Genomic DNA, 25,323 nt, shown 5'->3' with positions numbered 1-25,323 from the left:
GCCCGAGGAAAGGATCTTGATGAAGGCCTCCGAACAGATCGCCGAGTTCTCACGGCACATCTTGACGATCGCGAGCTCGCTCGATCGCACCGAAGTCTCCCGCGCCCTCGTCCAGACGGCCTGCGAACTCACGGGGGCCCAGTTTGGTGCGGTCAGCGTGCTCGACTCGCACGGAGACACGATCCAGTTCATTCAGCAAGGCATGCCGCGCGGCCCAGAGGTCATCATCGACCACCCGCCCATTGATCACGGCGTGTTCAACGACATTCCGCTCGATTCATATCTCATTATCAACGACGTCACCGGCTATGCCGCTGGTAGCGCGCTCCCTGCCAATCATCCCGCCATGAAGAATTTCCTCGGCGTGGCCATCACCGTCAACGAGCAGGTGTGGGGGCGCCTCTATCTCTCCGATAAGGATGGATCCTTCTCCGACGACGACGGCGAGCTCGTCCGCATGCTTGCCAAGGCCGCATCCATTTCGGTGGTCAATTCCCTCCTCTATGCGGAGTCGCAGAACAGGGCCCGGTGGCTCACTGCCTCCCAACACATCGTCTCTTCACTGATGGAAGGCACCGACGAGGACGAGGCACTCGAGGTGATCGCCCACGAGATGCGCATCGCGGCGCGCGCCGATATTGCGATTATCGTCCTTCCTTCCATCCAGGACACATGGATCTCCGAGATCGTCGACGCCGATGACCCGGCTTGCGCCCACGAACTGATCGGTCTGAACTTCCCCAAGGAGGGCCGGGCCCGCACGGTGATACGCGAGCAGTCCGGCGTCGTTGTCGATTCCATGCAGCGCCTGCGCACGATCCGTGTTCCCGAACTGCGTCAATTTGGGCCGGCCATGTACACCCCGCTCATCTCCCATGGTGTCGGCCTCGGCGTCATTCTCTTGCTGCGCTATCCCTCGACACTCGAATTCAATCTCCATGATCTGACGATGGCCGAGTCGGTGGCGAAGCAGGCCACCCTCGCCATCCAGCTTGCCGAAGCCCGACACGCGCGAGCCATGGCCGCCGAGCTCGACGAGCGCGCCCGCATTTCGCGCGACTTGCACGACCTGGCCATTCAGCAATTATTCGCGTCCGGCATGCACATCACCGCGGTTCGCGAGGAGATGGATTCGCGCGGCGCGGGAGCTGAAGTCACTGATTCACTCGACGCGGCGATTTCGGCCATCGACGATTCCGTCAAGCAGATTCGCCAAATCGTTCATTCGTTGCGCGAGGATGGATCGTCCGCCGCCCTCGTGTCACGCCTCCAGCACGAGGCGTCTGTGGCGCTCCAGTCGCTCGGCTTCGCGCCTTCCCTCCTGCTCACCTGGAACGGGGCTGACGTGGTGGAGTCGGATTACCACCTCATCGACGACGCCGTCGGCTCGGACATCTCCGATGACGTGGTGGCGGTGGTGCGCGAGGGACTGTCCAACGCGGCCCGCCATGCAAAGGCATCCTCCGCCTCGGTCAAGGTGGACGTTGACCCCAACGCGATCCTCGTCCAGGTGATCGACGACGGCTCCGGCATTGAACAGACGCTCTCGCGACGCTCGGGGTTGTCTAACCTCGCCGCCCGCGCCCGGCGCCACCACGGCACCTTCAGTATCGAACCGCGCGGAGATGGCCAACGCGGAACCATCCTCGATTGGCGCGTCAGCCTGCGCTAGCCGCGCTCTCGGCACCGAATTTGGCGGTCAGGTCGGGTGAGCCATGACCCTCGACGTGGGTGATGTCAATAATCGTGACGCCGGCCAACTTCTCAGCGATGTTCTCACGAATCTTCCTGGCCAGTTCGACATTCAGGTTGGCAGAGAATTCGTCCAAGATCAGCACGGACGGCCGCATGAGAACAGCACGGGCGAGACCAAGACGTTGGCCCTGTCCTCCCGAGAGGAACGCTCCGTCCTGGCCTGTGCGGGTTGAGAGCCCGTGGGGCATAGCACGAACCTCGTCGGCAAGGCATGCCACGTCAAGCGCCGCCCACACGTCGGCCTCGCTCGCCCCTGGAGCTCCGAGCCGAACGTTGTCCATGACAGTCGTATCGAGAATCTGGTTCTTCTGCGCCACCATGACGACGTTCGCCCGCACGTCGTCCAACCTGATCGAGCGGACATCGACGCCGTTGAGGAAGATTCCGCCCGCCGACGGATCGTCAAAACGGAGCAAGAGCTGCGCGGCTGTTGTCTTCCCGCTTCCCGAGCGTCCCACAAAGGTGGCGTGCGCACCAGCCGGGACGACAAAGGAGAAATCTTTCAGCACGGGCCGATCCTGCGGGTACCCCGGGTAGGAATACGTCACGCCGGACCACTCAATACTGACGCCAGCTCCGCGCGGAAACGCATCGTGCCCATCCACGATAGCGAGCGGGCGATGAGCAATCTCCCAGATCCGCCTCGCCGAGGCGAAGGAGGCATCCAACGCGCCGACGGCATCCTCGACGCCCTTGGGCCCCTCAAAGAGTCGCAGACTTCCGGCGCACAGCGCGAAAAGCAATGCTGGGTCCACACCGCTGGAATAGCCACCGTATGCGACGCCGATCACTGCCAAGGCCGAGAGGCAGATATTCAAGCCTCGCCGTAAGCCACGGAATGTGGCAGGCCCGCTCGCATCCTGTGCAACGAGGCCCCCAAGGCGATCTGTGGCCTGCAATCGGTCCTTTTCGAGGCCATATCCGACCACTTCCTCGACACCAAAAACGGAATCAGTCACGTGTGAAACCAGTTCCGCCCGGTGGCCAAGCTGCACGGACGTCGTCGCAAAAGAGCCCTGCGCACCAAGCATTGGCACGACGGTGATGGATAGAAGGTAGCAAAATCCAGCAAGGGCGACGACGCTCCAGCCCACAGTCATACCCGTCGCAAGTAGAAAGACAGGCGGCACTACCAGCGCTGAGACAACCGGCGCGAATGTGTGGGCATAAACAACCTCGATACGATCTACGTCACGCGTGAGCGATGCCAATAGATCGCCCGACCTGGATCTCGTTTGCACCATTGGGGCCTGCGGCCATAGCCGCGAGAATGCGTAGCCGCGCAGTAGCTCGAGAGCCTTGAAAGCTACATAATGGCCCAGGAATTGCTCGAGATAGTACGCAAGGGCTTTGAGGAGCGCTACCCCGACGAGCCACCACATATGTGCGGATCTCAACTGGCCCGCCAATGCTTGCATAACCGCCCAGCCCGCCAAACCGAACAGGAAGATATCACTGGAAAGGTTGATAAAACGGAACAGAGTCGAGGCGAGAAGTGGCCGATGCACCGGCCGGGTAATTGTTGTTAGCCACACGATAAGTTCGTGTACCGACGGTCTTCTCATTTCTGCGCTCCTTCCGTGAGCACGCCACCCTCAAGGTGATAAACCTTATCGACAATCGAGAGGAGGGACGGCCGATGGGTGACGAGGAGGACAGTCGTGTCAGCCCCAATTCCCGCGATGGCTTCGATGATATGTGCTTCTGATTCGGCGTCAACGTGTGAGGTCGGCTCATCTAAGAGCAGGATCTTGCGGCCAGAGAGAAACGCACGCGCCAAGGAAATACGCTGGGCCTGGCCTCCCGACAGCAGGTTTCCATTCTCCCCAACGTCCGTGTTCAGCCCGCGGGGCATCCGGCGAATATCGTCGGCGATATGAGCGCGAGTCAACGCCAGCCACATTTCTTCTTCCGTTGCGTGGGGGTTGACCAATGCTAGGTTATCGGCGATGGTCCCAGCAAAGAGCCACGTCGTTTGCGACACCGAGGCAGTGAGTTTACGAATGTCGGCCGGTGGGAGCACACCGATGTCCTGTCCGGCGACCGCCAAGCTGCCTTCTTGGATCGGCAGCCCTCCCTTGACCAATCCAAGAATCGTGGACTTTCCCGCACCCGAGGGGCCGACAAGTGCGACCTTCTCTCCCCACGCGACCCGGAGATTCACTGAGTTGAGTATCGGCCCACGACCATAATCGTAGGTCAGGTCAGTAGCGTCGATTGCAAACCGAGATGAACGCGTCGATGAGCCCATGTTCTGCTCGGCGTGGTCGGGGTGCATGGCGAGGTAACGCTTGATTGCCCGTTTGGCTGCTATCCCTCCCATACCAATGTAGAAGAAGCCGGCCACCTGATTGAGCGGCTCGAGGAGGAGAACGAGGAGGACAAGCACGGTGCCCGCACTGGTGGCGGTCAGCCGCCCGTCGTCGATCCCCCACGCAATCAACAGGACTGACCAGCAAACGAACGCCAGAGAGAAGACCCCGTCAAGAATGATGATAACGATCTGATTGCCAGCGAGGATGGCCATAATGGCGCGACGGTTTCGTTCGCCCTGTTCGCCGAGCTCACGTTCGACGCGTTCGCCGGCGCCGTAGAGGCGAATGAGTGTCAAATGCCGGATGGCGTCCAGATATTTGGTCGTGAGTTTGGCTCGTTGCGCACGTGAGCGTGCAGATACGCCTCTGAATGCGCGAAGAAAACCACCGACGAGCATCGGGACGGCGGGGATACTTGCTAACATCCCCAGCCCGATACGCCAATCGATCGCGAGGGTGATGTAGGTGGTTATCACGACGGGTGTGAATAGCGCCGCGAAGGTCGATCCGAGGTATTGCTGACGGTAATCAGTCATACGCTCGGCATTATCGGTCATGAGCTGGACGAGCCGGGCGGACGAGAATTCAGCGTCGTTCTTCGGCATGGCTTGCGCCGCGAAGATGCGTTGTAAGATTGCGTGGCGAATCCGCCTTTCTTCTTCCCGGGCACTCTTGACCCCAAGGCGGATTTCGACGACGCCGAGCGCGCCTGCAAGCACTGCAAAGGAAGCAGCCACGAGCCAGTTTCCCTGCTTCACCGGCTCACCAGTAAGATAGCCACCGAGCTGATGGGCAATGCTGATGAGTGCAGCAGCGAGGGCCAATTCGACGCCGATCCGTGACACCGCGACCAATGCGGTTGATCTGATGCCATGCTGTGAGACGGCGCGTGTAGTAATCGTATCCATGACGTGGCTCCGCAGAGGTCGGCAACGGTTTCAAAACTTAGGATACCCTAATTTTTTTAAAGGTAACCCTTCACCGCTTCCACCAAAACCAACACTTTTATCGACAGGCCAGCACACCACCCTTGCACTCCCCCGGATAGCGGGAGAGTCTTAGCGACACTCCAAAGCGCCTGCCGGCCAACGGCAAACGGTTGACTACCTCACACCTCCATCACGAGTTCAAGATAACCCCGAGCTGACGCGAGAATCCGATGCCATGACCCTGCAACATCACCCACTCCACCTCGATCCATGCGGTAACGACAGGTATAATTTGGAAGTGCTCCAGAAACAGACCGGGTTTCGGAGTGAACTCAACATAGGAGGAATACATGTCTCTCATCAATACCACCGCCCCCGAATGGTCGGCGTCGGCCTACCACAACGGCGAATTTGTTGACCTCACCAACGAGGACTACAAGAACTCGTGGGCCATCCTGTTCTTCTACCCGGCAGATTTCACGTTCGTCTGCCCGACCGAGCTCGAAGACATGGCTGAGAACTACGACGAATTCACCCAGCTCGGCGTCAAGGTCTACTCGGTCTCCACCGACAAGCACTTCTCCCACAAGGCATGGCACGATTCCTCCGAGCGCATCGGCAAGATCAAGTTCCCGATGCTCGGCGATCCGACCACGGAGATCTCCGCAGCTTTCGATACGCTTCGCCCGGGCGAGGGTGCGGCTGACCGCAGCACCATCCTGATCGATCCCAACGGCGTCATCCAGTACGTCGAGACAACCTCCGAGGGTGTTGGCCGCAACGCAACCGAGCTCCTTCGCAAGGTCAAGGCCGCCAAGTACGTTTTTGAGCACCCGGGCGAGGTCTGCCCCGCCGCTTGGGAAGAGGGCGAAGAGACGCTCGCCCCCTCCTTCGACCTTTCGGGAATGCTCTAATGCTTGATTCGAACGCGCTGGCGCAAGTCAAGCAACTGCTGACGAACGTCAAGCTTCCCGTCCTCCTCGAGGCTTCCCTCGACGATTCGGATCGCTCGACGAAGCTGCGTGAGCTCCTGCAGGAAGTCGCGAACCAGAGCGATCTCGTCTCGTTCGCCGAGGTCGCTGACAAGCGCACTCCGTCCTTCGCCATCACGCGCGAAGGCACGGACGTATCGGTGCGCTTCGCCGGCGTACCTATGGGCGAGGAATTCGCAAGCTTTATGCTCGCCATCGTCCAGGTCGGCGGACACCCAGTCCGCGCCGACGAGGCGATCGTCGAGCAGGTGATGTCCATCGATGAGGAACAAGAGTTCGTCACCTACATGTCCCTCACGTGTCAGAACTGCCCGACCGTGGTCCAGACCCTCAACGCGATGTCTATCCTCAACCCGAAGATTCGCCACACCGCCGTCGAGGGAAGCGCTTTCCAAGACGAGGTCAATGCCTTGGGCATCAAGGCCGTCCCCACGATCTACCGCAACGGCGAGCTCTTCGATCAGGGCCGGCGTGGCTTTGAGGAGATCTTGGCAAAGATCACCGACTCCTCGTCCCACGTGGCACGCCTCAATGAGCAAGATCCCTTCGATCTCCTCGTCGTTGGCGGCGGACCCGCCGGTGCGAGTGCAGCCATCTACGCCGCCCGCAAGGGCCTGAACGTCGGGGTCGCCACGCACAACGTCGGCGGCCAGGTTCTCGACACGGATTCGATCTCGAACCTCGGTGTTCTTGACCTTATTCGGGGAACGGAACTGGGCAACCAGCTTGCGTCTAACATGTCCTCATACGGCGTGAATATCATGCGCAACCTGCGCGCGACGAAGCTGAGCCGTCCGGAGGCAAACGCGCCGATCGTCGTCGACTTCGAAGACGACGTACGGCTCCAGGCCAAGTCCGTCCTCATCGCCACCGGCGCCCGCTTCCGTACGACCGGCGTGCCGGGCGAAGAAGAATACCGCAATCGCGGAGTCTCCTTCTGCCCGCACTGCGACGGCCCGCTCTTCGCAGGCAAGCCGCTGGCCGTCCTCGGTGGCGGAAACTCGGCCATCGAGGCGGCCATCGACCTGGCAGGCATCGCCAGCCACGTCACGGTCCTCGAATTCACCCCGCAACTGAACGCGGACAAGATTCTCATCGACAAGCTCAACGAGCTGGACAACACCACGGTCATCACGTCAGCCACCCTCGAGTCCATCCAGGGCGACGGCGAGGAGATGACCGGGCTGACCTATCGAGACGAGCAGGGAGTTTCCACCGACCTCGATGTCAACGGAATCTTCATCCAGATCGGCCTCGTCCCCAACGCCGAATGGCTCGAGGGGACGCTCGAGATGAACCGCGGCTCGGTGGTCGTCGATGCGGACAACGCCACCTCCATGGAGGGCGTCTTCGCAGCCGGCGACGTCACGGACATTCCACACAAGCAGATTGTCATCGCACTCGGAGCAGGAGCAAACGCTTCACTGAGCGCCTTCAACTATCTGATCCGTAACTAGCGATTGTGGCCCCGAGGAATTTCTCGGGGCCACAATCGCATTTCTTAGCTATCAGCCGTTCTGATTACGCCAGCCGGCGGCGCGCTGCCCGGCCACCCACGCCGCAACCTGTGTACGGCGCTGCATGCCCATCTTTGACAGCAGCGAGGTGATGTGGTTCTTGACGGTCTTCTCCGCGACGCCGAGCTTATCGCCGATCTCACGATTCGACAGGCCATCACCGATAAGGTCAAGCACCTTGCGTTCCGAAGGAGTCAGGTTCGCCGTCGGATCATCATGATCGGCGCGTCGCCGCGTTACGGTGCGCTCGTCAAGGAGGACTCGGCCAGCCGCCACAGCCTTGATGACCTCAGTAATCTCCGCCCCACGCACCGACTTCAAGAGGTAGGCCTTCGCCCCGGCGTCGAGAGCCTCGGCCAGAGCGTCGTCGTCGTCAAAAGACGTGAGTACGATTGCCTTCGTTTCGGGAACGACCTCGCGGAACTCGCGGATAATGTCGATCCCCGTGCCGTCGGGCAGACGCAGGTCAACAAGCGCAACCTCGGGCGCCATCAGTTCGGCGCGGCGGACAGCCTCGCTCACAGACCCGGCCTCGGCGACGACGGTCAGCCCGTCGGCTCGATCAACGACCTCGGCAATGCCGCGGCGCACAACCTCGTGGTCATCGATGATCATCACTGAAATATCTGAAGTACTCACCCGGCTATCTTAGCCCGATAGTCCACCATTTTTCACAGCCAAGCCCCTACCGCTGCGACACGAGACGGTGCCCCCGCTGACACGCCGGGCAAAAGTGGGAGGAGCGCCCCATAAACGGCTCGCGCCTGATCGTTTTCCCGCACTCTCGGCAGGCGAGCCCGGCGCGGCCGTAGACTTTCAACGATCGGTCAAAATACCCCGAAGCGCCGTTGACGTTGACGTAGAGCGCGTCGAACGAGGTGCCTCCCACGTCGACGGCTCGCCTCATGACATCCTGTGTCGCCACATAGAGGCTCCGAATTTTCGCCACCGACATGCCACTAGCCTGCCGCCGGGGATGGACTCCCGCCAAGAACAAAGATTCGTCAGCATAAATGTTCCCGACGCCGGAAGCAACCGACTGATCAAGGAGCACTCGCTTAATTTCACTCCGCTTTTTTCGAACAAGCCGCACGACGGCGTCGAGATCGAAGGCAGGATCCAGCGGGTCTCGGCCAATGTGAGCCACCGATCGTGGAACAAGACCCGCACAGCTTCCCCAACCGCCAGGGGCACCATCGGCGGTCGGAACAAGCGCATCGGGCATGAGGTGCCCAAACGTACGCTGATCAACAAAATCGAGGCGCAGGCCATCATCGAGAAAAAGGGATGCCCGCCGGTGGGGATTGTCAGCGCCTCCCACCCGGAACTGGCCCGACATTCCCAAGTGCGCCACAAGGGCGCGTTCCCCGGCGTCGAACCACAGATACTTGCCGCGCCGTGCAACCGCGCCGATCCTCAACCCGATGATCGGTTCTAGCCCGTCCGCCGAACGACGCACGGCTCGCGGGTTGAGTACCTCGACGCCGACGACGCTACGACCCACGACGAGCGGCTCCAAACCGAGCCGAATCGTCTCCACCTCGGGAAGCTCAGGCACTAGGCCTCATCGAGGGCGTAGTAGGCGGCCTGACAGGCCTCTAATTTGGCTTGCTTCTGCGAGGTTGCACTCCCGCTGCCCATCTTCGTGCCGTCAACAAACACGTGAGCCGTATACACCCTCGCATGGTCGGGTCCCGTGCCCTCGATTTCGTAGGTCAAGTTACCCGCGATTCCCCGGGCGCGCGATTTTTCCTCGAAAGCCGTACGCCAATCAAGCGCCGGGCCCATGTCCCGTGCCGCATCAACCTGGGCGATCAGATGGCGGAGCACCACTTCGGTCGTCTTCTCCACGCCGTAGGTCAGGTAGGTGGCGCCGATCAGCGCCTCGACCGTGTCAGCGAGGATCGAATCCTTGTCACGGCCCCCCGACATTTCTTCGCCGCGCCCAAGCTTGATGTAGTCACCAAGGTGTAGCCCCCGCGCGATCTGCGCCAACGAACGCTCAGATACCGCGGCCGCCTTGATCTTGGACATGTCGCCTTCATCAAGATTCGGGTATTCGTTGAAGATGTAGGAAGCAACCACAAACCCGAGGATCGAGTCGCCTAAGAACTCCAAGCGCTCGGCGTGCTCGCCCTCATTCTCATACGCCCACGAGCGATGCGTCAGGGCCGGTTGGAGATATTCCTCCGCGATAACTGCACCCCAGGCGGCAACCTCCGCCGACGTCACGCGCTTATGCACGGCCACCCTCTCCGGCGTCCGTTGCCTCCTCACCCGCGAGCTGGGCTGCGAGCGTATCAAGGGCGGAGAAACGCGGATCTAAGAACTCATGCTTGTGATCGGCCGAAAGTTCATCCCATGGCTCTCCACATTCCGAACACAGTCCCGGGCAGTCCGGACGGCACAGCGGGCTGAGCGGCATCGACAAAATGAGCGCGTCGCGGATAACCGGTTCGAGATCGATGCGATCGTCCACCACGAGTGGCATGTCCTCAGCTTCCTCGTCCCCCTCATCCAGGAGGGCCTGGCGGCTTTCCGGATAGAAGACGAGCTCCGTCACCGCTTCGTCCATCGTGACAGTGAGATCGCGCAGGCACCGAGCACACTGGCCAACCGCCGTGGCGCGAGCATCACCGAGGACGAGCACCCCTTCGGAAACCGACTGGAGGCGAAGATCTACCTCGATCGGCTCGCCCTGTGGAACGCCCATGAGCGCCACACCGCATTCCGCGGGCGCCGGCAGCTCCATCCTGAACTCACGTTCCGCACCCTCGGTGCGAGGCAGATCAACAATAGAAACGATGTAAGGATTCGACATTTAGGCATCCTCCAAACGATGAGCCAAGTGGGCGCGGCCAGCAGCGATCTGCTCCAGCAGGCCGCCAAGCTCCTCAGATAGCTGGTCAAGGGTAGTCGCCGCGTAGTCGTCAGCTCCCCTCTTCAAAGAATCGGCCTTCGCCTGAGCCTCGTCAAGAATACGCGTGGCCTGGGACTTGGCCGCGATCGTGACCTGGTCCTGCGCGACCAGGCGCGACGCCTGCTCACGAGCCTCCGCCAAGATCGTATCCGCATCCTTCTCGGCGCGAGCCCTGATCGTCTCGGCCTCTTGACGGGCATTCTCCGACACCGCCGAGGCCTCCTGAAGTACTGAATCCGCCGCCACGATCTGATCGGGCACGATGTCACGAGCAGTCTCGATGAGGTCGAGGAGCTCGGAGCGGTTCACCATCACCGACGCGGACATCGGCAACGACTTTGCATGCGCGACGATCTCCATGAGCTCGTCGAGGATTTCAAGGAGCGATTCGCCCTGTTCGTTCATTTGACCTTCTCTTTCAGCGCACGCGCCACATTCGGCGTCACCAGATCGTCAATTCTACCGCCATAGGAGGCGATTTCCTTGACAAAGGACGACGCAACGTGATTCAGGGCAGGATCGCCCATGATGAAGACTGTTTCAATACCCGACAGGTGACGATTCAAGAGCGCCATCGCCTGTTCGGCGTCGTAATCTGCGGCTCCCCGCAATCCCTTGACGATCGCTACAGCGCCGCGATCACGGGCAAAGTCCGCGATCAGCCCGGACGATAATTCCACCCGCACGCCGTTAATATCCGCAAGCGCATCCCGGGCCAGCTCCACCCGCTCAGCGTCAGTGAACAGGTGGGTCTTGGCGGAATTTTTCGCGATGGCAACGACGACCTCGTCAAACATTGCGCGTGCGCGCCGGACGACGTCGACATGCCCGAGCGTCATCGGATCGAAGGATCCTGGGCATACGGCAAGAGTCATGATTCTATTCTAGTTCCCTCACGATCGACGACGGCGCTCCACACACGAGTATCTCCCCATTTACGGACGTCATGCGCCACAAGCGCGCCAGGCCACCTCGGCTCCGGAGACTGTTTACGACGTTCGACCACCACCATCGCGTCACTCGCCAAGTGTGCCACAAGCATCTCGAGGACTGCTGCCAGCTCTTCCTCCGTCACGTCATAGGGAGGGTCCAAGAGGGCAAGGTCAAATAGCTCCGATGGAGGCAACGCCACATACGATTCCGCACGCTGATTAACCACCACAATATCCAACCCCGTCGAAGCGGCGTTGGCGGAAGCCACCTGGGCCGCGGCGCGATTGGCCTCCACCGACACGACCAGGCGAGCCCCCCTCGATTTCGCCTCAAGTCCCAGCGCGGCTGACCCGGCATACAGGTCCAAAATGGCGCAGTTTGCGACGTAACCATAGTGTTCGAGCCGAGAGAACATGGCCTCTCGCACCCTCTCCGAGGTGGGCCTCGTCCCATACTTGGGAACCTCAAGCCTACGACCGCCCGCGATTCCCGCAACAATTCGCGTCATTATGCCCTCTCCAGATACTCCGTCGATTCCGTGTCAGCCGCCGCGATCGCGTCGTGGAGATCGGGATACCCCTCCAGCGTCGGATCCGCAACAAGTAGTGCGCGAGCCGCCGCCCGCGCGTCGTCGATGATCTCCTCATCCTTCGTGACCCGCAAGAATCGCAACGACGATTCCCTCCCGCTCTGAGCCGCGCCAAGCACATTACCCTCCGAACGGAGTTCGAGATCCTTGTCCGCCAGCGCAAAGCCGTCCGTGGTAGAGGCGAAAGCCTTGAGCCGTTCATAGGCGAACGTACCATCCGCAGCGTGATGGACCGCCAAACAGATAGACTCCTTCCGGCCACGCCCCACTCGACCACGCAACTGGTGCAACTGGGACAGGCCGAAACGCTCCGCGTCCATAATGATCATCATCGTCGCCTGCGGGACATCCACGCCCACTTCGATGACGGTCGTCGATACGAGGATCGGCGCATCGCCCGAGGCAAAACGAGCCATCGCCCGCGCCTTCGCCTCCGCATCAAGCTGACCGTGGACGAACCCAACCTCGATCCCCTCCAAGGCGGGCTTTATGCGAAGCTCTTGGTAAACAGCCTCCACCGAGGCTAACTCACCGACGACATCGAGCTGCGCCTGTTCGAGCGTTTCCTCGACCAATGCGGGACCGTCCTCCTCGACCTGCGCCGAGATACGCGGGCAGACGACGTACACGCGGCCCCCACCAACGACCTCCTCACGAGCGCGCTGCCACATACGCTCTACCCATGGAGTTCGCGACGCCGAAACAAGACTGGTCGATATCTCCCGACGTCCCTGAGGCAGCTCGCGAAGCGTTGACACCTGAAGCTCACCGAACGACGTCATAGCAATCGTTCGCGGAATCGGCGTAGCCGTCATGACAAGGAGATGAGCGCCAGTTGCCAAGCGGTCACGCTGATCGACGCCGAAGCGATGCTGCTCGTCAATCACAACCAGCCCCAAAAACGGAATCTGCACCACGCTTTCAAAAAGCGCGTGCGTGCCCACCACGATGCCCGCGCCACCGGAGGCGATATTCGCCAGCACCTGACGCCTCTTTGCAGCCGATAGCGAGCCCGTCAACAGCTCAATCGACGTCGACGTCTCGGCAGCACCAAGTTGGCCCGCCATCCCCAACTCGCCCAGCATCGCCTGGAACGACGCATAGTGCTGCGCCGCCAGAACCTCCGTGGGTGCAACAAGCACAGCCTGCCGGCCCGCATCCACCGCCTGCAACATCGCACGCAAAGCGACGACGGTCTTTCCCGAGCCGACATCCCCCTGCAGCAGACGACGCATCGGCACCGTCCCCTCCAGGTCAGCAGCAAGTTCCTGCCCAACGCGCTTCTGAGCCTCCGTCAACGTAAACGGAAGCCTTTGATCGAAAGCCGCCAAGACGGCGTCGTCCCGCCTGGGCATCGCAGGCGCCGCAGTGGCCAAAGCCGCAGCAGCACGCCTCGCGAGAAGCGCCTGCAGGACAAACGCCTCCTCATGCTTGAAGCGACGCAACGCCGCCTCCCACTCCCGATCCGACTCCGGCTGATGAGCCATCCGCAGAGCCTCGAACCGACTGGGCAACGAATGCGCCACGCGATAGTCCTGCGGAAGCGGGTCCGGCACGTCCACGGGCCCAAGCGCGGCAAGCACTACCTCCACAGCTTTCTGAATCTTCCAGCTCGGCATCTTCTGGGCCGCATGGTAAATCGGAATGGGCTGAGCGATCTTCGCAGGATCGACTTCCGCCGCGTCCTGAACCACCTCGTATTCCGGGTGCGCCAGCTGCAGCTGGCCGCGGTAAGAGGAAATCGTGCCGGAGAACGTGGCCCGGGTGCCAGGAGTCAACTGGGCAGCATGGAAATTCAAAGGACGCGCCGATTTAGCGAAAAACGTCAGATCAAGGTTGTGTTCCCCATCCGAAATCCTCACGCTGAGGATGAAGCCACGCCGGGCGTGCATTGGACGCAGGTTCGTGTCTACAACGCGAGCCACCACCGTCACCGAATCGCCATCCCGGACCGCCTCGATCGGCAACAATTCGCCCCGGCGAGCGAGCCGGAAAGGCACATGCGCCAGAAGATCGGCCACAGTGTTCAGGCCCATCTTGGCGAGGGCACCCGCAGTGCGTGCGCCCAACAGCCGTTCTAACGGACGCGTCAAAGCGGTCCACGTCTCTGACCTGGTGGCCGCCCCAGAGTGATTCGACATACTCCCTCCTTCTCGCTTAGGTTACCGCGCCCATCCGACACTAGGATGGATCATGCTGACGCCAGCAAATGCGACGTGCGCAATACCACTGAGCGCTCGCCTTGGATTTGCCTTGGACCGTCAGTTATGATTCATAAGTTGCAATTTTAGGGAGCGCACCCGCGCTCTGAAGCCTAACGAAGGAGATAACCGTGGCCTCTGTATGTGAAGTCTGCGGCAAGGGCCCTGGTTTCGGTAAGTCTGTGTCGCACTCGCACGTGCGCACGAACCGTCGTTGGAACCCGAACATCCAGCGTGTTCGCGCTCTGGTTGCAGGCACGCCGAAGCGCCTCAATGTGTGCACCAGCTGCCTCAAAGCCGGCAAGGTGACGCGCAACATCTAAGCGCTTGCTTAAAGAATTGGCGAGAATCTTCGGATTCTCGCCACTTTTTATGTCACGGTGGGGGCCGCGCGTCCGGGGCGGCCCGGCTTGCGCTCGGCCCGGCCCCGCCACCTCCGCGCTGTACTAACCTGCACGCCGATGCTCCTCGGCTCGGGCCCCGCCACCTCCTTGCTGTAGTAAAATGATCGCCGCTGTGTTAATGTGCGGCATTTTAATACAGCGGCGATCAGCTTAATAGGGCCCCGACGAGACCGCCCACCAGCCCCCACGAGACCGGCCGCCAGCCACGGCCAGCCAGCCACCCCATCGGGCTGACTCGCTGAGGCATTAGAAGTAAGCTAGGGGACGATGACTATTCCACTCATTGACTTTGCCCAGCTCCCATGGCCCCGCGGGCTGATTAAGCACGCTGTCTTTGACATTGATGGCACCCTGACGGATGAGCATTCCGTGACCTCCGACGTCACCATTGACGCCCTTCGACGGCTGGACGCGGCGGGGCTCCCCATCACGCTCGCCACCGGCCGCCTGCTTCACGGCGGCGCGAACTTGGTGCGTCGGGCGGGTATCCACGCGTGGGTCATCGCCGCTGGTGGCGGAGTGATTTGGAACGGCAAGGATATCGTGGCTGCGCGCTACATGGAGCCAGGGCAGGTCGAGGCGATCTCGGAGTTTGCCGAGCGTTTCGGGCTTGTGCCTTTCTATTTCGACGAGGAAGAGGTCTATACAGACCGCGTGGCCATGGCTGATACGGGCATGCTCCGAATTAACGAGAATGCTGGCGAGGGCAGGCCCATGTTGGATCTTGGCGGCTTCGACGTCTCTCACGCCACCAAAGTCTCGCTTGCCGCGGCAACAGGCGAGGAGATTGACGCCGTTATCGACGAGGTCATGGCAGCGTTCCCCGAAACCGTCCGCTCCCACGCCAACTTCCTCGACATTTCCGCGCCGGGCGTCACCAAATGGGAGGGCATCGAGCGTGCTCTCGCCGTGCGCGGATTGCGCGCGGAGGACGGCCTCGGCGTCGGCGATTCGGATAACGATGTGGCGTGGCTCAAGAGGGTCGGCATGCCCGTCGCGGCCCCGGTTGCCTCACCTGCAGTCCGCGACACCTGCCGTTTCGCTCTACCACAGGTGAACGACGCCGTCGCTCGGCTTATCGACGCCGAATTGGCCCGCGTCCCCACAGAGACTAAAATCGAGAACGATTAGTGCCACGCGCAGACCAGCCGGGTCACCAACACAACCGCTGGCCAACCCGGCCATCAGCGCCCCGCGCGCCCCAGCCGTACACCGGCCCACGGCGCACCTACCGGGCGCCGAAGTGGTCCCAACCGCCTAAGCCCGCAATCTCGCGTTGTTCGATCGTCACTCGGCCGCCGAGGGACGGGCCCATGACCTCGCCGATCTCCATAAAACCTGCGGGGATGACGGCGTCAGGCCGAATCGTCGCGAGGAAGCCGTGGTCCTCCCCGCCGGTGAGGAGCCATTCGCGCCGGTCGGCACGCAGACGGCCAGCAGCCCGCCCGAGCGCACCCATTTTCGATTCGAGCATCTTGGCATTGAAGTCGAGCCACACGCCTGATGCCTTAGCCATTCGCCGCGCGTCGCGGACGAGACCGTCGGAGACGTCCATCATCGCTCGTATGCCGCCCGCGCGGGCGGCAGCGAGGGCCTCCCGAAGTGGTGGTTTGGGGCGCTTGAAGTCGTCGACGAGTCCGGCGACAGCGTCGTCGATCACCGCCCCGGCCTCGAGGAGCGCCAGTCCGGCGGCGCCGTGACCGAGGTTGCCGGCGTGGATGATGCGGTCGCCGATGTCGGCTGTTGCGCGGCGAAGAGGCGAGCGCCCCTCCATATCGCCAATGACAGTGACGCTGATGGCTATCTCGTTCGAGGAGACGAGGTCTCCCCCGTCGACCCCCACGCCACCGGGCTCACACGCCTGGGCGAGCCCGGTGGCGAACTCGCTAACCCATTCCACGTCAAGGTCGCTTGGAAGGCCAAGCGAGACGACGAGCGATCGTGGATTGGCACCCATGGCGACGGCGTCGGCAAGGTTCTGCATGGCCGCCCGGAAGCCGACGTCGGCGCCCGTGGACCAGTCACGGCGAAAGTGCCGCCCCTCGATGAGCATGTCGGTGGAGACAACTGCGTCGCCAGCCAGGGAAAGGACGGCGGCGTCGTCGCCCGTCGGGACGATCGCGGCCTCCCCCGTGGGAAGGAGCGGCAAGAAGCGGGAAAGTAAAAGGTCCTCGGTGGTTTCCGAAATTCGCATGCTCACTATCATGCCAGATCAGAATCCATCGAGGACCCGCGCTTCACAAGCGCCGGACGTTTACTTATTCGCCTCAACGAACTGCGCGAAGGCTCCGATGAAGTCGGCCAGGACCTGGCGCGAGGCCTCGTTGGTCACAGCGCCATCCTCCATGATGCCGGTCAGACGCGCGTCAATGTAGGCCTCAGGCTGGCCCATAATCTTGGGGGAAACAAACAGAAGAGTGCTCCGCAGGTGCTGCTGGGCGGCAGCCGTGCCGATGCCGGAGGCGGAGGTGCCGATGGTGGCAACGGGCTTGCCGGCCAGGTCCCACTGTCCGTACGGGCGCGAGGTCCACTCGATGGCGTTGTGCAAGGGAGCGGAGAAGGTTCGGTTGTGCTCGGGGGTAATCAGCAGGACGCCGTCGGCAGATGCGACGAGCTTCTTGAACTCGGTGGCGACCTCGGGGTAGCTGCCGTCGAGGTCACGGTTGTACATGGGCAGGTTCTTGATCTCTGCCTCGACCATCTCAACGCCTTCGGGCGCAAGTTCCACGAGGGCCTCAGCCAGCTTGCGGTTTATGGAGTCCTTCGAGATGGAGCCGACAAGGTAAACGATCTTCATCTTGGTGCCTTTCGAGCGAGTAGTGCGCGTTTGTTCGCGTTCTCTTATCAGCATACGGAAGTTTAGTTCAATATTCAACTATCTTACGAGTGTGGTGAATCACAACGACGCCGTCGCCCGGGTATCACCCAAGCTGACGGCGTCGTTCACGTTGCTAGCTCAGATCCGCGTTATCGCAGGCCCCGCGGGCGCTCCAGCGCAAGATTGACGAGCTCATCCACGAGCTCTCCGTAGGACACGCCCGCCTCGCCCCACAACGCGGGGTACATGGAAAAGGGCGTAAACCCTGGCATCGTGTTGATCTCGTTGACGATCGGCTCACCCTCTTCCGGCACGAAGAAATCTACGCGCGTCAATCCCTCGCATTCGAAAGCGTCGAAGGTCTGCACGGCAAGTTCTCGCACGCGCTGGGTCGTCGCCTCGTCCAGCTGAGCGGGAATCGACATTGTCAGCCCATCGGTGCTGATGTACTTCGAATCAAAATCGTAGAAGCCGCCCTCGGGCGCTTCAAGCAGCACCTCACCGAGAACCGAGGCTCGGCTGGGCTGATCGCCGTGCCCGCCTAACACCGCGCATTCCACCTCGCGCCCCGCGATCCCCTGCTCGATGACAACCTTCGGGTCGTAGGCGTGAGCGGCCTCGACAGCGCTGGGCACGTCATCCAGGCTCGTCACCTTCGAAATGCCGAGCGACGAACCGGCGCGAGCCGGCTTAATGTACAGCGGGAAACTCAAGGTGCTCACGTCGGCCAACACCTCGTCTCGATGGGTGCGCCAGCGCCGAGCAGTCACCGCCACGTAGGGCCCGACAGGGATGCCCGCCATGATGAGGACTTTCTTCATGAAGTCCTTATCCATGCCAGCGGCAGAAGAGAACACGCCGCAACCCACGTAGGGGATTCCCGCCATCTCCAGCAGACCCTGGACCGTCCCGTCCTCGCCGAACGGCCCGTGCAAGACCGGGAACGCCACGTCGACGGGGCCCAGAGAACGCGCCTGCTCGCCGTCGTCCGAGAACTCAAGGAGGGGCTGGTCGCCGGCGCCCGGCGGGATCACGATCCGACGATCGGACGGGGCGACCTCCGTCAAGCCCTGGGAGAGATCAAGCTTGGACGGATCGCTTTCGCCCGGAACCCACGTCCCGTCACGGCGAATACCAATACTGATCACGTCGTAACGCTGCGGATCCAGCGCCCGCATGATCGCTCCAGCTGTCGCGCACGAAATGGGATGCTCGCCGGATACTCCGCCATAAATCAAGGCAATGCGAATCTTTTTCACCCATTCAGATTACCTGAGCTGCTCCCGCATGCGTGTGATGCGCGTTAGTCTGGTAAGCAACACTTCAGCCAGGGAGGGACCATGAAACGCCACTTTATTGCGATGGCCGCGCTTCTCCCGCTCGCCGCCTGCACAAACTTACCCACCGCCCAGACGGAGTCGACGCCGGTGGCCACGCCCATGACCACGATCACAGCCGCACCGACGGCTCCGGCCACCACCGACACGCCGATGCCCACCGCGCAAACCCTCCCGGCCGAGGATCGGGCCTATACCGCCGCCGATCAGCCCTCGCAATCTGCGGGCTGGCCGGCCATGAGCGCGCAAGCCCTTCCCTATGCCGTGGAATACGAAAAGGACAGCATCGCCGTCATCTACAGCTGGGACGGGGCCGGGGAAATGAACTGGTACACGGATGGCTGGGCGGACAGGGCCTACGAAGACGGTTCGGGCTTCCCCATCGACGTCCATTCCGACAACGTTTTGCAAATCTGGGTCAACGGCATTCGCTACCCGGAGGGGCAAGAAGTCGATGTAAGCGCGTTCACCCTCTCCGACACCAAGACGCCTGGCGTCACCCGCATCAAGGTGTCGGCTCCCTTCGAGGGGCAACATTCCCTCGCGATTGGCGGGCTCGCCCGCGTCCCCTATCGCATTGAGACGAGCACCCGCCCCACTGCCGAGGGCAGCGAGGCCGTCCTCAAAGTCTCCTTCAAGCAGGCCGATTAGCTCCACGGCCGCACTGTACGACGCCGTCCGGGCCGCTCGCGCGACAGGCTGAGACGGCGCCTCGAGGTTAGTCCATGCGCTGGACGTCGGCCCCAACCGCGGCAAGCTTGCGCATGAAGTGTTCATAGCCACGGTTAATGATGTCGATGCCGGCCACGTGTGATTCACCCTCGGCCGCGAGCGCGGCGATTAGATGCGAAAATCCGCCTCGCAGATCCGGAACCTCGATGTCGGCGGCGCGGAGCTTGGTCGGGCCCTGGATGACGGCCGAGTGGTAGTAGTTCTCCTGACCGAAGCGGCACCTCTTGGAGCCGAGACACTCCCGATACACCTGGATCTTGGCACCCATCTGGTTGAGCGCCTTCGTGAAGCCGAAGCGGTTTTCGTACACGGTTTCGTGCACGATCGAGACGCCATCAGCCTGCGTCAACGCCACGACCATGGGCTGTTGCCAGTCGGTCATGAAACCGGGATGGACGTCGGTCTCGATCGGCATGCCCGTCAGCGGTTCACCCGGGTGCCAGAAGCGGATGCCGTCGTCGCGCACATCGAACTTGCCGCCCACCTTGCGCAAGACGTTGAGGAAGTTCATCATCGATTCTTGTTCGGCGCCTAGCACCGTGATGTCTCCACCGGTCGCGAGTGCAGCGCAGGCCCATGAACCGGCCTCAATACGGTCCGGCAGGGCGGTGTGAACATATCCGTGGAGGCGCTCCACGCCTTCGATGTGGATGGTCCGATCAGTGTCCACCGTGATGAGAGCACCCATCTTTTGGAGGATGGCGATGAGGTCCATGATCTCTGGCTCGACGGCGGCCCCGCGAAGTTCGGTGATTCCCTTGGCGCGCACAGCAGCGAGGAGGGTCTGCTCGGTGGCTCCCACCGACGGGTAAGGCAGGTGAACCTTCTTTGCTTTGAGTCCGGTGGGTGCGGTCAGGTGAAGCCCCAGTTCCTGGGCGTCGCGCACTGCCCCGAAGTCTTCCAACACCTGAAGGTGGAAATCCACGGGCCGATCACCAATGTGGCAGCCGCCGAGGTCGGGGATGAAGGCCTCGCCGAGGCGGTGGAGTAACGGGCCACAGAAGAGAATCGGGATACGGGACGAGCCCGCGAGCGCATCCACCTTTGCCGGATCGGGAAGATGCACGGCACCCGGGGTGATCGTCAGGATGCCCTCGTCTTGGTTGTAGTCAACCTCTGCGCCGTGCAGGCGCAGGAGTTCTGAGACGACGTCGACGTCACGGATCAGTGGCACGTTACGAAGAACGGAGGTTTCCTCCGTCAATAATGCCGCGACCATCGCTTTCGACACGAGGTTTTTAGCTCCACGCACGCGAATTTCGCCGTTGAGAGGGCGCCCACCGCGCACCGTCAACACTCCACCCATGACTGTCCTTCCTGTCGGTTCTGCCATCTTAGCCACTTGCGGCCACATTTCTTGTGAGCTAGGCGGCGCCGCGTCGTCGTTAACAGCGCCTTCGAAGATGCAAAGATGGTGATTGTGAAGGAAATCAACGCACTGACCTTTGGTGAACTGCTTGGAATCACCGGCTTTCAAGCGCTTGCAATCGTCGTGGGCACGATCGCTATGTATACGTTCTTGCTCGTGCTCCTGCGCGTGCTCGGGCAGCGAGTCAGTGCGCGCCTTTCTACCTATGACATGGCGGCGATCATTATCATCGGCGCCATCGCCGGGCGTGCAACCTTGGGCCACACGCCCACTCTGGCCGGCGGCGTCGTCGCCCTCCTGACCCTCTTTAGCGTACGTGCCGTGTTGGGCTTCCTTCGGTTGCACCCGCGCGGCAACTCAATCATCAACAATCCCCCGATCTTGGTCATGGCCGGGACCACGATTTTCACTGAGGCCCTGCGCGAGGCCCACGTCTCGCAAGATGAACTGTGGATGGCACTGCGTCAGGCTGGCGTGCGTAACGACGACGAAGTCGCGGCGGTCGTCCTCGAGCCCAACGGGAGTTTTTCCGTGTTGCGTCGAGGCGTCCCGATTGATCCTCGCATTCTTGCCCACACTCGCGGCCAGGACCTCATCCCGCCCGCTTTCCTCGGGGACAAGCGCTTTGGGGATCTCGCCTAGATTCCACCTGCTTTCGCCGGGCACCCCACGGCTCACGCCCGCGGGGATAGAATCACGGTGTACTCGACGGTGAAAGGAAAGTAGGATTCATGGGTTGCACCACCATTCTTGTCGGTAAGAAGGCCTCCAACGACGGTTCTACGATGATCGCCCGCACGGACGATTCCGGTTCGGGCAATTTTGAGGCCAAGCAGTTCGTCGTCGTCACGCCGGAGGATCAGCCGCGTACCTACACCTCGACACAGTCCCGGGTCTCCGTCACGCTTCCGGACGATCCGATGTCTTACACATGTATGCCGGATGCTGTCCAGCACAAGGGGGTATGGCCGAACGCTGGAATCAATGCCGCGGGCATCGCGATGTCGGCGACCGAGACCTTGACCTCTAATGAGCGGGTGTTGGCCGCCGATCCGCTCGTCGTCGCCGAGGGTGACACTCCGGGTGGCATCGGTGAGGAGGACCTCGTTCTCCTCGTCTTGCCGTATATCCACTCTGCGCGCGAGGGCGTGCGCCGCCTCGGTTCCCTGCTCGAGGAATATGGCACCTACGAAATGAACGGCATCGCATTTGCCGACGCCGATGAGGTCTGGTGGTTGGAGACCGTCGGCGGGCATCATTGGATGGCGCGCCGCGTGCCGGACGATTGCTACGCCGTTATCCCGAACCAGCTCGGGCTCGACGCTCTCGATTTTGCCGATGCCTTCGGCGAACAGCGCGATTTTATGTGCTCGGCCGACATGCGTGAGTTTGTCGCGGATAACCATCTGGATCTCACCTTGGGTTCGGATTTCAATCCGCGCCTAGCCTTCGGGTCGCACTCGGATTCTGACCACACCTATAACACTCCGCGCGCGTGGGGGTTGCAGCGCCATTTCAATCCGCGCTCATCCGTGTGGGATGGCCCGAACGCCGACTACACGCCCATGTCGGATGACATTCCGTGGTGCCGCGTGCCCGAGCACAAGATTCCGATGGAAGAGGTCAAGTATGCGATGGCCTACCACTATCAGGGCACGGAATTCGATCCCTATGCACGCCATGGCCTTCACCGTGGAAAGTTCCGTCCGGTTGGTATCAATCGCACGACGTCGGTGGGCGGGCTTAACGTGCGCCCCGGCCTGGAGCCGCTCCATTGGGTGGCGTTCGGGTCGATGCCGTTCAACGCGATGGTTCCTTTCTATCCGCGTGTGAGCACGACGCCGTCCTACCTTGCCGACACCTCGGGGCGCGTAACGACGGAGGCCCATTACTGGCACAACCGCATTATCGCGGCGCTCGTCGATGCGCATTTCCATGAGTGCAGTGCACACGTGGCCCGTTACCAGCTCGCTGTTGGTACGCAAGCGCGCGTCCTTATTAAGGAAACCGATACTCAGTTGTCCGACCTGGGAATGGACGGTACGTGTGAAGTGAGTCTGGGAGCCCGCGAGCTGATGGAAAAGACCAACCAGGCGATCGCCGATATGCTTCAGCGCGAGACAGACGATCTGCTTGACAAGGTCCTCTTCGACGCTTCAATGAAGATGCGCAACGCGTTCTCGAGTGATGATGCCTAAGTCTTAGGGTACCGGCGCCACCTGCCTAAGCGAAGGCCTACACGATAGTCGACTGGCCTCGTAGCAAGATTTAGGTAGGCGTATCGCAAACATCATCGATGTCTAGCTTGGGCCCGCCCCGTATCCACTGCCGGGTCGGGCCCAATAGCTCACACTTCAGACGAATAACATTCCTATCTTTGCTACGGCATGTGAACAGGTGCCCATCTGAGAAAAGCCCGATTTACATCAACGGCTCGTCGTCACCGACAGGGCGCGCGGCTACCACCTCAAACTTCGGCTCAGTCTTGGCGGGGAGCGTGCGAGGCTTCCAGCTGGGGCGATTCTTTTCGAATTCGGTGATGAGTTCTTCGTCGCGCAGGGTCAGGCCGATATCGTCAAGGCCCTCCATGAGCATCCAGCGCGTGTAGTCGTCGATCTGGAAAGGACACGTGAATCCGCCGGCGCTCACGAGGAGGTTGTCCAGATCCACCATCACCTCGGTACCCGGGTCGGTCTCGAGGATCTTCCACAGCTGTTCAATGTCCTCCTGAGCGACGACGCCGGCCACGAGACCCTGCTTGCCTGCATTGCCCCGGAAGATATCAGCGAATCGGGGCGCAAGGACGGCCTTGAAACCATAGTCCTTCAGAGCCCAGACCGCGTGCTCGCGCGAGGAACCGGCGCCAAAATCTGGGCCGGCGACGAGGACCGATCCGCGCTTGTAAGCCTCCTGATTCAGCACGAAATCGGGATTCTTACGCCACGCATAAAACAGCGCGTCATCAAAGCCGGTGCGCGCCACGCGCTTGAGGAATACGGCCGGAATGATCTGATCGGTATCCACATTCGATCGGCGCAACGGTACTCCGACGCCCGTATGAGTGATGAACTTATCCATTGCCTACTCCCCTTCCGTGAGGTCAGCCGGCGTTGCCAGGTGGCCCGCGATTGCCGTCGCAGCCGCCACAAGCGGAGAGACCAAGTGCGTGCGCCCGCCCTTTCCTTGGCGGCCCTCGAAGTTTCGATTTGAGGTCGACGCCGAACGCTCGCCCGGCTCAAGCTGATCCGGATTCATGCCCAAGCACATGGAACAGCCGGCGTTTCGCCATTGCGCCCCGAAGTCGCGGAAGACCTTATCGAGGCCCTCCTGCTCGGCCTGGAGGCGGACGCGGGCCGAACCGGGTACGACGAGCACCCGGACGGCGTCGTGCTTCTTTTTGCCCTTCACGACGCCGGCGACGGCGCGAAGGTCCTCGATGCGGCCGTTGGTGCACGAGCCGATGAAGACGGTGTCCACGTTGATATCTCTGATGGGCGTTCCTGCGGACAGGCCCATGTACTCGAGGGCGCGCTCGGCGGCCGCACGCTCGGTTTCGTCGACCATGTCGGCCGGGTCGGGTACCGTCGCAGAAATCGGAACGCCCTGGCCCGGGTTGGTTCCCCACGTCACGTATGGTTCGAGGCCGTCGGCGTCGAGGTCGACTTCGGCGTCGAACACGGCGTCTTCATCGGAGACGAGCGTGCGCCAATACTCGACGGCGGCATCCCAGTCCTCGCCCTCGGGGGCGTGCGGACGGCCCTTGAGGTAGGCAAACGTCGTCTCGTCGGGGGCGATCATGCCAGCACGTGCGCCCGCCTCGATGGACATGTTGCACATCGTCATGCGCGCTTCCATCGACAGCTCGGAAATGGCCTGGCCACGATATTCGAGCACGTAGCCGGCTCCCCCATTGGTGCCAATCTTGGCGATGATCGCCAAGATGATGTCCTTGGCGGTGGTGCCAGGCTTGAGCTTGCCACGAACGTTAATGGCCATCGTCTTAAACGGCGCCACGGGGAGGGTCTGGGTGGCGAGCACATGCTCAACCTGTGAGGTCCCGATTCCGAAAGCGAGGGCACCGAAGGCGCCGTGCGTGGAAGTGTGTGAGTCGCCACAGACGATCGTCATGCCCGGCTGGGTGATGCCCAGCTGGGGTCCCACAACATGGACGATGCCCTGATCGGCGTCGCCCAACGAGTGGAGGCGGATGCCGAAGTCCTCGGCGTTCTTTCGCAGCGTGTCGATCTGCGTGCGCGAGGTCGGATCGGCGATGGGCAGGTCGATGTCGAGGGTCGGGGTGTTGTGATCCTCGGTGGCGATCGTCAGGTCCGGGCGCCGCACCTGGCGCCCCGCCACGCGTAGGCCCTCGAAGGCCTGCGGGCTCGTGACCTCGTGGCACAGCTGAAGATCGATATACAACAGGTCAGGAGCGCCATTGTAGCCGCGCTTGACGATGTGGTCACGCCATACTTTTTCTGCCAATGTTCCGCTCATGCCCTCAACTTTAAGTAC

Annotated in this window: 24 protein-coding genes; 8 read left to right on the top strand and 16 right to left on the bottom strand. The window is 61.7% G+C overall.

The annotated features are described in order from the left end of the window. Positions 1-19: 19 nt before the first annotated feature. Complete coding sequence (locus HLG82_RS03510; RefSeq protein ID WP_193327334.1) at positions 20-1,672, top strand: sensor histidine kinase; 1,653 nt, start codon at positions 20-22, stop codon at positions 1,670-1,672. Here the strand turns inward: HLG82_RS03510 and HLG82_RS03505 are convergent. Then, complete coding sequence (locus HLG82_RS03505; RefSeq protein ID WP_193327333.1) at positions 1,659-3,320, bottom strand: amino acid ABC transporter ATP-binding/permease protein; 1,662 nt, start codon at positions 3,318-3,320, stop codon at positions 1,659-1,661. The two genes, HLG82_RS03510 and HLG82_RS03505, sit on opposite strands and share 14 nt — an antisense overlap. Further along, the gene (locus HLG82_RS03500) at positions 3,317-4,978 is read right to left on the bottom strand and encodes an ABC transporter ATP-binding protein/permease (protein ID WP_193327332.1); all 1,662 of its coding nucleotides are present in this window, start codon (positions 4,976-4,978) and stop codon (positions 3,317-3,319) included. Before HLG82_RS03500 ends, HLG82_RS03505 begins: the two co-directional genes overlap by 4 nt. A 371-nt stretch (positions 4,979-5,349) precedes the next feature. Between HLG82_RS03500 and ahpC the strand changes: the two genes are divergently transcribed. Together ahpC and ahpF are read left to right on the top strand one after the other, a co-directional pair. After that, positions 5,350-5,913, top strand: a complete 564-nt coding sequence (ahpC, locus tag HLG82_RS03495; protein WP_193327331.1) for an alkyl hydroperoxide reductase subunit C — start codon at positions 5,350-5,352, stop codon at positions 5,911-5,913. Beyond that, positions 5,913-7,448, top strand: coding sequence for an alkyl hydroperoxide reductase subunit F (gene ahpF, locus HLG82_RS03490; protein WP_193327330.1), 1,536 nt, complete (start codon positions 5,913-5,915; stop codon positions 7,446-7,448). Before ahpC ends, ahpF begins: the two co-directional genes overlap by 1 nt. 51 nt (positions 7,449-7,499) lie before the next feature. Here ahpF and HLG82_RS03485 read toward each other — a convergent pair whose 3' ends face one another. From HLG82_RS03485 to HLG82_RS03450, 8 genes are all read right to left on the bottom strand, one after another. Beyond that, the gene (locus tag HLG82_RS03485) at positions 7,500-8,123 is read right to left on the bottom strand and encodes a response regulator (protein ID WP_193327704.1); all 624 of its coding nucleotides are present in this window, start codon (positions 8,121-8,123) and stop codon (positions 7,500-7,502) included. A 70-nt stretch (positions 8,124-8,193) separates the two neighbouring features. After that, on the bottom strand, positions 8,194-9,066 hold the full coding sequence (gene mutM, locus HLG82_RS03480; protein ID WP_193327329.1) for a bifunctional DNA-formamidopyrimidine glycosylase/DNA-(apurinic or apyrimidinic site) lyase: 873 nt from the start codon (positions 9,064-9,066) through the stop codon (positions 8,194-8,196). Then, the gene (gene rnc, locus HLG82_RS03475; protein ID WP_193327328.1) at positions 9,066-9,752 is read right to left on the bottom strand and encodes a ribonuclease III; all 687 of its coding nucleotides are present in this window, start codon (positions 9,750-9,752) and stop codon (positions 9,066-9,068) included. Before rnc ends, mutM begins: the two co-directional genes overlap by 1 nt. Then, positions 9,745-10,329 carry a YceD family protein gene (locus tag HLG82_RS03470; RefSeq protein ID WP_193327327.1) on the bottom strand — a complete coding sequence of 195 codons (585 nt, stop codon included), beginning with the start codon at positions 10,327-10,329 and terminating at the stop codon, positions 9,745-9,747. Before HLG82_RS03470 ends, rnc begins: the two co-directional genes overlap by 8 nt. After that, positions 10,330-10,833, bottom strand: a complete 504-nt coding sequence (locus HLG82_RS03465) for an SPFH domain-containing protein (RefSeq protein ID WP_193327326.1) — start codon at positions 10,831-10,833, stop codon at positions 10,330-10,332. Beyond that, positions 10,830-11,303 carry a pantetheine-phosphate adenylyltransferase gene (gene coaD, locus HLG82_RS03460; RefSeq protein ID WP_193327325.1) on the bottom strand — a complete coding sequence of 158 codons (474 nt, stop codon included), beginning with the start codon at positions 11,301-11,303 and terminating at the stop codon, positions 10,830-10,832. Before coaD ends, HLG82_RS03465 begins: the two co-directional genes overlap by 4 nt. Further along, complete coding sequence (locus tag HLG82_RS03455; protein ID WP_193327324.1) at positions 11,300-11,869, bottom strand: RsmD family RNA methyltransferase; 570 nt, start codon at positions 11,867-11,869, stop codon at positions 11,300-11,302. Before HLG82_RS03455 ends, coaD begins: the two co-directional genes overlap by 4 nt. Continuing rightward, the gene (locus HLG82_RS03450) at positions 11,869-14,091 is read right to left on the bottom strand and encodes an ATP-dependent DNA helicase RecG (protein ID WP_193327323.1); all 2,223 of its coding nucleotides are present in this window, start codon (positions 14,089-14,091) and stop codon (positions 11,869-11,871) included. Before HLG82_RS03450 ends, HLG82_RS03455 begins: the two co-directional genes overlap by 1 nt. 191 nt (positions 14,092-14,282) lie before the next feature. Between HLG82_RS03450 and rpmB the strand changes: the two genes are divergently transcribed. Then, on the top strand, positions 14,283-14,474 hold the full coding sequence (gene rpmB, locus HLG82_RS03445; protein WP_024964738.1) for a 50S ribosomal protein L28: 192 nt from the start codon (positions 14,283-14,285) through the stop codon (positions 14,472-14,474). A 348-nt stretch (positions 14,475-14,822) separates the two neighbouring features. Further along, positions 14,823-15,686: an HAD hydrolase family protein gene (locus HLG82_RS03440; protein WP_193327322.1), complete on the top strand. Its 864-nt coding sequence runs from the start codon at positions 14,823-14,825 to the stop codon at positions 15,684-15,686. A 97-nt stretch (positions 15,687-15,783) separates the two neighbouring features. On the opposite strand, the gene thiL is transcribed toward HLG82_RS03440, so the two are convergent. The 3 genes from thiL to HLG82_RS03425 all read right to left on the bottom strand — a co-directional run bounded on the left by thiL (position 15,784) and on the right by HLG82_RS03425 (position 18,632). Beyond that, the gene (thiL, locus tag HLG82_RS03435; RefSeq protein WP_193327321.1) at positions 15,784-16,749 is read right to left on the bottom strand and encodes a thiamine-phosphate kinase; all 966 of its coding nucleotides are present in this window, start codon (positions 16,747-16,749) and stop codon (positions 15,784-15,786) included. Between the two features lie 60 nt (positions 16,750-16,809). After that, complete coding sequence (locus HLG82_RS03430; protein ID WP_193327320.1) at positions 16,810-17,352, bottom strand: NADPH-dependent FMN reductase; 543 nt, start codon at positions 17,350-17,352, stop codon at positions 16,810-16,812. Between the two features lie 170 nt (positions 17,353-17,522). Further along, a complete protein-coding gene (locus HLG82_RS03425) occupies positions 17,523-18,632 on the bottom strand; it encodes a D-alanine--D-alanine ligase family protein (protein ID WP_193327319.1) in 1,110 nt (369 codons plus the stop codon). 81 nt (positions 18,633-18,713) lie between these two features. Here HLG82_RS03425 and HLG82_RS03420 point away from each other — a divergent pair, with 81 nt between their 5' ends. Continuing rightward, positions 18,714-19,361 (top strand): AMIN-like domain-containing (lipo)protein, encoded by a 648-nt coding sequence (locus HLG82_RS03420; RefSeq protein WP_193327318.1) that lies wholly within the window; start codon positions 18,714-18,716, stop codon positions 19,359-19,361. Between the two features lie 67 nt (positions 19,362-19,428). Here HLG82_RS03420 and murA read toward each other — a convergent pair whose 3' ends face one another. Further along, positions 19,429-20,748: a UDP-N-acetylglucosamine 1-carboxyvinyltransferase gene (gene murA, locus HLG82_RS03415; protein ID WP_193327317.1), complete on the bottom strand. Its 1,320-nt coding sequence runs from the start codon at positions 20,746-20,748 to the stop codon at positions 19,429-19,431. Positions 20,749-20,853: 105 nt separating this feature from the next. On the opposite strand from murA, the gene HLG82_RS03410 reads away from it, so the two are divergent. Both HLG82_RS03410 and HLG82_RS03405 read left to right on the top strand, forming a co-directional pair. Continuing rightward, positions 20,854-21,453, top strand: coding sequence for a DUF421 domain-containing protein (locus HLG82_RS03410; RefSeq protein WP_193327316.1), 600 nt, complete (start codon positions 20,854-20,856; stop codon positions 21,451-21,453). Positions 21,454-21,542: 89 nt separating this feature from the next. Continuing rightward, complete coding sequence (locus tag HLG82_RS03405; protein WP_193327315.1) at positions 21,543-23,009, top strand: C69 family dipeptidase; 1,467 nt, start codon at positions 21,543-21,545, stop codon at positions 23,007-23,009. Positions 23,010-23,232: 223 nt separating this feature from the next. Here the strand turns inward: HLG82_RS03405 and leuD are convergent, their stop codons facing one another. Together leuD and leuC are read right to left on the bottom strand one after the other, a co-directional pair. Continuing rightward, positions 23,233-23,889 carry a 3-isopropylmalate dehydratase small subunit gene (gene leuD / locus HLG82_RS03400; RefSeq protein WP_193327314.1) on the bottom strand — a complete coding sequence of 219 codons (657 nt, stop codon included), beginning with the start codon at positions 23,887-23,889 and terminating at the stop codon, positions 23,233-23,235. A gap of 3 nt (positions 23,890-23,892) precedes the next feature. Next, positions 23,893-25,305, bottom strand: coding sequence for a 3-isopropylmalate dehydratase large subunit (gene leuC / locus HLG82_RS03395; protein ID WP_193327313.1), 1,413 nt, complete (start codon positions 25,303-25,305; stop codon positions 23,893-23,895). Positions 25,306-25,323: the final 18 nt, after the last annotated feature.

This window comes from Trueperella pecoris (assembly GCF_014926385.1).
GTDB lineage: Bacteria > Actinomycetota > Actinomycetes > Actinomycetales > Actinomycetaceae > Trueperella > Trueperella pecoris.
Note: the sequence above shows the minus strand (reverse complement) of the source record. Positions and strands in the feature narration are given on the sequence as shown.

Coding starts and splice junctions, on each gene's coding strand:
- HLG82_RS03510 (WP_193327334.1), top strand. CDS start 20: ATGAAGGCCTCCGAACAGATCGCCGAGTTCTCACGGCACATCTTGACG.
- HLG82_RS03505 (WP_193327333.1), bottom strand. CDS start 3,320: ATGAGAAGACCGTCGGTACACGAACTTATCGTGTGGCTAACAACAATT.
- HLG82_RS03500 (WP_193327332.1), bottom strand. CDS start 4,978: ATGGATACGATTACTACACGCGCCGTCTCACAGCATGGCATCAGATCA.
- ahpC (WP_193327331.1), top strand. CDS start 5,350: ATGTCTCTCATCAATACCACCGCCCCCGAATGGTCGGCGTCGGCCTAC.
- ahpF (WP_193327330.1), top strand. CDS start 5,913: ATGCTTGATTCGAACGCGCTGGCGCAAGTCAAGCAACTGCTGACGAAC.
- HLG82_RS03485 (WP_193327704.1), bottom strand. CDS start 8,123: ATGATCATCGATGACCACGAGGTTGTGCGCCGCGGCATTGCCGAGGTC.
- HLG82_RS03470 (WP_193327327.1), bottom strand. CDS start 10,329: ATGTCGAATCCTTACATCGTTTCTATTGTTGATCTGCCTCGCACCGAG.
- HLG82_RS03465 (WP_193327326.1), bottom strand. CDS start 10,833: ATGAACGAACAGGGCGAATCGCTCCTTGAAATCCTCGACGAGCTCATG.
- coaD (WP_193327325.1), bottom strand. CDS start 11,303: ATGACTCTTGCCGTATGCCCAGGATCCTTCGATCCGATGACGCTCGGG.
- HLG82_RS03455 (WP_193327324.1), bottom strand. CDS start 11,869: ATGACGCGAATTGTTGCGGGAATCGCGGGCGGTCGTAGGCTTGAGGTT.
- HLG82_RS03450 (WP_193327323.1), bottom strand. CDS start 14,091: ATGTCGAATCACTCTGGGGCGGCCACCAGGTCAGAGACGTGGACCGCT.
- HLG82_RS03440 (WP_193327322.1), top strand. CDS start 14,823: ATGACTATTCCACTCATTGACTTTGCCCAGCTCCCATGGCCCCGCGGG.
- thiL (WP_193327321.1), bottom strand. CDS start 16,749: ATGCGAATTTCGGAAACCACCGAGGACCTTTTACTTTCCCGCTTCTTG.
- HLG82_RS03430 (WP_193327320.1), bottom strand. CDS start 17,352: ATGAAGATCGTTTACCTTGTCGGCTCCATCTCGAAGGACTCCATAAAC.
- HLG82_RS03420 (WP_193327318.1), top strand. CDS start 18,714: ATGAAACGCCACTTTATTGCGATGGCCGCGCTTCTCCCGCTCGCCGCC.
- murA (WP_193327317.1), bottom strand. CDS start 20,748: ATGGGTGGAGTGTTGACGGTGCGCGGTGGGCGCCCTCTCAACGGCGAA.
- HLG82_RS03410 (WP_193327316.1), top strand. CDS start 20,854: ATGGTGATTGTGAAGGAAATCAACGCACTGACCTTTGGTGAACTGCTT.
- HLG82_RS03405 (WP_193327315.1), top strand. CDS start 21,543: ATGGGTTGCACCACCATTCTTGTCGGTAAGAAGGCCTCCAACGACGGT.
- leuD (WP_193327314.1), bottom strand. CDS start 23,889: ATGGATAAGTTCATCACTCATACGGGCGTCGGAGTACCGTTGCGCCGA.
- leuC (WP_193327313.1), bottom strand. CDS start 25,305: ATGAGCGGAACATTGGCAGAAAAAGTATGGCGTGACCACATCGTCAAG.